Here is a 6,361-nt window from a genome sequence, read left to right on the forward strand (position 1 = left end):
ATCTCCATCTTTTCCTGGGGTTGTTGCGCCTGGTGCTCCGGTACCGCCGGTAATTGATTTTCCATCAGCACCATCTTTTCCATCATCTCCTTTTGCTCCTTTGATATTTCCTGTAGTAATCCAGGTATCACCTTGTTTTACATAAACATCTCCTGTACTATTGTCTACATAAGTATCTCCATCTTTTCCTGGAGTTGTTGCGCCGGGTGCTCCGGTACCTCCGGTAATTGATTTTCCATCAGCACCATCTTTTCCATCATCTCCTTTTGCTCCTTTGATATTTCCTGTAGTTACCCAGGTATCTCCCTGTTTCACATAAACATCTCCTGTACTATTATCTACATAAGTGTCTCCGTCTTTTCCTGGGGTAGTTCCGCCGGGTGCTCCGGCACCTCCGGTAATTGATTTTCCATCAACTCCATCTTTTCCATCATCTCCTTTTGCTCCTTTGATATTTCCTGTTGTTACCCAGGTATCGCCTTGTTTTACATAAACATCTCCTGTACTATTATCTACATAAGTGTCTCCGTCTTTTCCTGGGGTAGTTGCGCCGGGTGCTCCGGTACCTCCGGTAATTGATTTTCCGTCAATTCCCGGAATGCCTTGAAGTCCTCGCAAACCTGCAGCCAGATTAATTATTACTGATGTGCCACTCTCATTTGTATAAGTAACAGTTCCATTATTATTATCTACTAACGTTGTTATAGTTTCCGTTCCAGCAGTCCCTATACGGTACCACTTATCGACATACCAGTAATAATATCCTGGTGTAATATCTTTAATTGTTTGTGTATTAAAAACTAGAAGACTATTTACATTTCCCTCAACAATAGTTACTTTATCTATTGTACTTGTTAATGCAACTCTTGGTATAAGTATACCTTTATTCGAAGCCACAACATCAAGCTGGCTTGATGCATTAGGCAATTGAGTTCCAATACCTACCTGTGCATGACCCAAAAAACCAAATCCCGTTAAAAGGAATAATAAGTAATAATTTTTCATAAAAAAAGTTTTAAAAAAATAATAATTTTAATAAGAATTAAATCCAATGGAAAAACTTAGAAAAAGATCAATCCTCATTTTTTCAGAACACGGTTAGTTAAGTTTTTTTAGATTTGGGATCTGTAAAAAAAATATTTTTGCTGCTACAATTAATCAGTCAGCAAATCTAACATCCTTAAAATCATAAATATGTAGAATAAAAAACCATGTTATGTAGAACTTTTTCTACATAACAAGTCAGCTGAAAAACATTTGTTTTAATAGTTGAAAAAAGTGCGATAATGAAAATAGCTTCAAAAAAAAGAAATGGTATTGTGCTTTACAATCTTTTAATTTTTAGAAATAAGATTGTAAAAGCATAACATTATTAAGTAAGTCTTTAGAAAATTTAAGGAAATCAATTTGAGCAAAAACAAATAGAAGTGTATAATCAAGAATTTAAAACGTCTTGTACCTATCCATTTTTTCAAATTATTACATTTAATAAATAAAACAAATAAATTTTTGCCTCGTGTTTTGCTCCATATTCCATTGAAGTTTTAGAAGATTTGTTGTTTTGTAAAAAATGAAGATTAAAATACCTGCAATAACAGTCACGATGTGTAAACGATCAATAATAAAAGCTTTTAATTATCAGAAGCAAATGGTATTTGAACATCGAGTATTCTTTCATTAAAATAAAAACCCAGTTGGTTCAATATTTCTGATCTGATTTTTGAAGTATCCAATAAAAATAAATTTTCTAAATCCATCAAAAAATCTAATACTCTTTTATTGAAAGAACAGACTACCAGAGGAATTTCACTTCTGTATATCTTAAAAAAATCAAATAAATCTTCTTCTGCATAGATTACTAACACTATCACTGAATAAGTATCTAATTCTTCTTTAAGATCTCTAAAATTTTTACATACATCAAAAACCAATACATCCTGAAATTTAGATTTTAAGTATTTCGAAAAGCATTTTTGATTTCCATATATAAGTACTTTCTTTTTCATCATCTCTGTAGTATAATTTACAATGAACTTCATTTTTAAAATTTAATCAGGTTAAAAAAAAGGATTAAGCACACCTTTATACTTAGAAAACAAAATCTTTGGATGTATTAAAAAAGGGAAAACTTTATAGCACTTATTACTTTAACTAAATTCAACTTAATGATAATCCCAATACTAATCATTTCACTTTCTATTGTATTATTCTGCCAAGACTTTTAAATTCTTAAACAATATTTTATTGGTCAGGCGGCTTAATTTAACTGTTTTGTGTAAAGTTTAAAATCACAAACAAAAGCCGCCTGCAACAACAAAAGAAAATTCTAAAAATTAGAAATTCAGAAATAATAATAACATGTAGAGTACAAAAATTATTCGCTATTTGTAAAACATAAAGCTCTTTCTGATTCTGAAAACAAAAGTACTGCCATTAAAATCAAAGCTTTATAGAATAATGCTCAGCCTCATGTAGAATTTTTTCTACAATGAGCATTTTATCTCTTTCTAACTGTGTTCTAAAAAAAAAAGAAATTCCCTAAATGATGGAAACAATCTAAAAAATGAATCAGAAAAATCCGGAAATAAAATTAGTTGGACATTACATAACCAATATTTATCTCATCAAAACTTTTTCGTTTTTACACGACCAATTATTAGTTATACAAGTGATAGATTTTTTTTAATTCTTTCAAGAAAATTAGTTTGTTTACAGTGGTATCAATTACCCATAAATACAAAAAACTTTCTTTTTATAATAGAAATTTAATTTATTGCAAAAAGCAATGGTTTTAAGAACAAACAAACAACTAATTAAAAATCAACTACATAAATTAAAAATCACATAAAAAATCTCTTTTATTAGCCTCTTAAAAGACAACTTTAAAACAATAATTACAGCGTAAATTGCCCTAATTTTTTACTGCTCATTTTTTTTATCAAAAATTGCCTTCTAGTTTTGCGCAAAAATTTAAACAATAATAAAAATGAAAAATTTAATACTTACTTTCGCTTTTGCCAGTGCAATAACAACGTTAAGTGCTCAAAACAAAACTGAAAAAAGTTCAAAAACTGATTTTAACAAATTTTCTATTGAATTTGCGGGAGGAGTTAACAAACCACAAAGACCAATGTCTTCCGGTTATTTTACATCAACACCAAGTCCTTATGTTCTTGATTTGGGAGTTAGGTACATGTTTAACAATAAGTTTGGTTTAAAAGCTGACTTTGGTTACAATAGCTTTACCGGAAAAAATAATTCTATAGATTTTGATACTAAATATTACAGAGCAGACATTCAGGCTGTGGCTAACTTAGCAAGGATTATGAATTTTGAAACCTGGACCAATACTATCGGTTTATTAGGTCATGCCGGTTTTGGTTTAGCGCAACTGGAAGATCAAAATTCGTCAATAAAAGACAGAATGGGTAATTTTATGGCTGGTGTAACGGGACAAATTAAATTATCTAACAGAATCGTTTTGACGGGAGATTTCACAACTATTCTGAATACTAATCAAAATCAGGCTTTCGATGCTGCCAGCGCAGCTAATACAAGAGGTTTCTCAGGAATTCTTTTTAATGGAACGGTAGGTTTAACTGTTTACTTAGGTAAGAACGAAAAACATGCTGACTGGGTTATTGATAACGGAGGAGAAATCGATGACTTGAAAAAAAGAATTACTGATATTGAAACTTCAATGTTAGATACTGATAAAGATGGTGTTCCTGATTATTTAGATGAAGAACCAAATACTATTTCGGGTGTTATGGTGAACACAAAAGGAAAATCAATTGACTTAAATAACAATAACGTTCCTGATGAATTAGAAAATTATTTATTAAAAACTTACGGAAGTACTACTGATAAATCACCTGTTTTAAGTAACAATGAATTGATTAAAAACCTAATTAATGGTGGTTACGTGTGTACTTATTTTGATTTTAGTAAATCTACTCCAACAAATGTTTCGACAGAAGGGATCGACTTTATCTTAAATTATCTAAGAAACAATCCTTCGGCGTCAGTTGATATTATTGGTCACGCTGATGAAATAGGTAAATCTGCATACAACGATAAATTATCAACTGCAAGAGCGAATAGTGTGAAAAATGTGTTGGTAAAAGCAAACATTAATCCTTCAAGGTTAAATGTTATTGCAGCTGGCGAAGACACTTCTGTAGACAAAGACTCAGACGCTGCTAGAAAACTAGTTAGAAAAGTAAGTTTTAGAGTTAAATAATACATACTCTTATAATTCAACGAGTGTATTAAAGCATGAATTAGTTTTTAGTTAGAATACAAATTAAGCCCTGTGAACCTTTTGGTTTTACAGGGTTTTGTCATTATAAGATCAGGACATGACAGTCAAGTAATTAACTTCTTTAACTTTAAGAACGTGGTTTGGGTAAGTTTCTGTCGTACATAATAATACTTCCTGCCACTGCAACGTTTAAGCTTTTCTCTGATTTGAATTTTATTAAATTATGGCATTTATCCATTACTTTTCTGGACAAACCATGGTCTTCTGCTCCTAATAAATAGACACAACGTCGCGGATGTTCAAAGGTTTCTAAATCTGAAGCTTGCTCATCTAATTCAACACCAACTAATCGCGCTCCTTTTGGTAAGTTATCAAAAAAAGCTTCGAAAGTATCATAATGAAAATATGGTATTGCTTTTACTGCATCATGAGTGTCGCAGGCTTGTTTGGCATATCGATTGCCAATAGTAAATATAAAAGTAGCTCCTAAATTCTGAGCTGTTCGCCACAAAACTCCTAAATTTTCAGGCGTCTTACCATTTTGGATTCCTATGCCGAAATATTCATTTATAAAATTATCATTCATAAAGGCAAAAGTACAAACTGTAAGTACATAAGTCAATTTTTTATTGGGATGAAGACTTATTATTGGTGTGTTTTTTTTAGGCATCACGGTACTGATTCCATGTTATTTCCACAGTTTGTTGCAGAATATCTAATGTGCGGATATAAATTAAAGCTCATTAATAATGAAAAATAAAAAATATCTGTTTAGTGAAATGAAATTTTTGTTGAAGAAATCTATTTTATCGTATTTTAGCCTGACCTCGATATCGTTTTTATACATCACAAATTAAAAAACAATTAAAAACGTGAGAGTTAAGTTTATAAAAAATAACAAAGAGCATTACAGTAATTAAATATACAACGAATTATGGAAGCCTATTTCTGGAATATCTTTATGATTTTAATGGGAACGATAGCGATTATCTTTTCTTTTTTGACACATAGAATTCAGTCAAGACTTAAAAGAAACGGACTGCTTGAAGAAGCTAAAATGATTTACTTTTCTACTGAAAAGTCGACTGGTGATTCACCTTCTTTGACAATTCCCGTTTTTACTTTTTCTCATAAAGATCAAAATGGCATTAAAACTTATACTGTAAAAGGTAAAAGCAATTCTTTATGCAAAATTGGAGAAGTGACACCAATATATTACAATCCTGAAAATCCTGAAAAAGAATATTTTTTACCCAAAAAAGACTTTCTGGTAAAGTATCTCATGTTTTTTATAGGAATGTTCTTTGTGTGCTTAGGGGTTCTGTATTTGATGAAAAATTTAAATTATCCTACTGAAAACTATTTTCTTTACCTTATTATTGGTTTATTTTCAGGAACCTTCTTATTATTTAGTATCGGAAAAATAGCTGATGCAATAAATCGAAAGTAAAATTTACTTTCCGTGATCAATAATTCCCTCTATTTTATTAAATTAAAGATTTACTTCACACACTTCTGCCCTATTAAAATATTATATAAAGACTAACAAATGACAATACAAGATCTAACTGGAAGTTATTCTATCACCGGAAGTAATCAGGATGAGAATCCGGAAACAACTTACAAAGGTATTTTGAATTTATCTCTGGATGAAAACAACCGAATTATTGCGCAATGGATTATTAATAATACTCAGCAACAAAAGGGACACGGTTTTTTTAAAGACAATATTTTGGTAATCAATTTTAGCTATAAGGGAGATGATACTAAAACTTATAAAGGAGTTGCCGTTTACCGCTGTATTACTAAAGATGTCCTGGAAGGTTTTTGGTCTGAGAAACATGGAGATCCGCTCTATCTTGGAGCTGAGCATTGTTTAAGAATAACAAGCACTGAAAGACTTAACTAGCTTATATTGTAAAACCGTACAAAAAGGCCAACCAATAATTAAGTAATTTTTTGGCACAAAAAAGAGGCTGTCCGAAAAGTAATTTCGGGCAGTTTTTTTTTTGTTTTACACATTGATTTTTCTTATATTTAAGTACTAAAATCAATGATTATGCAGCCAGTTTTTAAGCCTCATTCGGTTCACCAGCA

Annotated in this window: 5 protein-coding genes and 1 pseudogene; 3 read left to right on the plus strand and 3 right to left on the minus strand. The window is 30.8% G+C overall.

Annotated features, from left to right (window positions below; translation table 11 throughout):
* Together ACQKCJ_RS23930 and ACQKCJ_RS23935 are read right to left on the minus strand one after the other, a co-directional pair.
* Window positions 1–1,005 (minus strand): annotated as a pseudogene (locus ACQKCJ_RS23930) (hypothetical protein); the annotation flags it as partial.
* 626 nt (window positions 1,006–1,631) lie between these two features.
* Window positions 1,632–2,039 carry a hypothetical protein gene (locus tag ACQKCJ_RS23935; RefSeq protein WP_271334287.1) on the minus strand — a complete coding sequence of 136 codons (408 nt, stop codon included), beginning with the start codon at window positions 2,037–2,039 and terminating at the stop codon, window positions 1,632–1,634.
* Window positions 2,040–2,986: 947 nt separating this feature from the next.
* On the opposite strand from ACQKCJ_RS23935, the gene ACQKCJ_RS23940 reads away from it, so the two are divergent.
* The gene (locus ACQKCJ_RS23940; protein ID WP_271334286.1) at window positions 2,987–4,243 is read left to right on the plus strand and encodes an OmpA family protein; all 1,257 of its coding nucleotides are present in this window, start codon (window positions 2,987–2,989) and stop codon (window positions 4,241–4,243) included.
* A 148-nt stretch (window positions 4,244–4,391) separates the two neighbouring features.
* On the opposite strand, the gene ACQKCJ_RS23945 is transcribed toward ACQKCJ_RS23940, so the two are convergent.
* Window positions 4,392–4,850: an RNA methyltransferase gene (locus ACQKCJ_RS23945; RefSeq protein WP_271334289.1), complete on the minus strand. Its 459-nt coding sequence runs from the start codon at window positions 4,848–4,850 to the stop codon at window positions 4,392–4,394.
* Between the two features lie 348 nt (window positions 4,851–5,198).
* Between ACQKCJ_RS23945 and ACQKCJ_RS23950 the strand changes: the two genes are divergently transcribed.
* A complete protein-coding gene (locus tag ACQKCJ_RS23950) occupies window positions 5,199–5,714 on the plus strand; it encodes a DUF3592 domain-containing protein (RefSeq protein ID WP_271334285.1) in 516 nt (171 codons plus the stop codon).
* Window positions 5,715–5,813: 99 nt separating this feature from the next.
* A complete protein-coding gene (locus tag ACQKCJ_RS23955) occupies window positions 5,814–6,173 on the plus strand; it encodes a hypothetical protein (RefSeq protein WP_271334283.1) in 360 nt (119 codons plus the stop codon).
* Window positions 6,174–6,361: the final 188 nt, after the last annotated feature.

The organism is Flavobacterium sp. NPDC079362 (genome assembly GCF_050267765.1).
GTDB lineage: Bacteria > Bacteroidota > Bacteroidia > Flavobacteriales > Flavobacteriaceae > Flavobacterium > Flavobacterium azizsancarii.

Coding starts and splice junctions, on each gene's coding strand:
- ACQKCJ_RS23935 (WP_271334287.1), bottom strand. CDS start 2,039: ATGAAGTTCATTGTAAATTATACTACAGAGATGATGAAAAAGAAAGTA.
- ACQKCJ_RS23940 (WP_271334286.1), top strand. CDS start 2,987: ATGAAAAATTTAATACTTACTTTCGCTTTTGCCAGTGCAATAACAACG.
- ACQKCJ_RS23945 (WP_271334289.1), bottom strand. CDS start 4,850: ATGAATGATAATTTTATAAATGAATATTTCGGCATAGGAATCCAAAAT.
- ACQKCJ_RS23950 (WP_271334285.1), top strand. CDS start 5,199: ATGGAAGCCTATTTCTGGAATATCTTTATGATTTTAATGGGAACGATA.
- ACQKCJ_RS23955 (WP_271334283.1), top strand. CDS start 5,814: ATGACAATACAAGATCTAACTGGAAGTTATTCTATCACCGGAAGTAAT.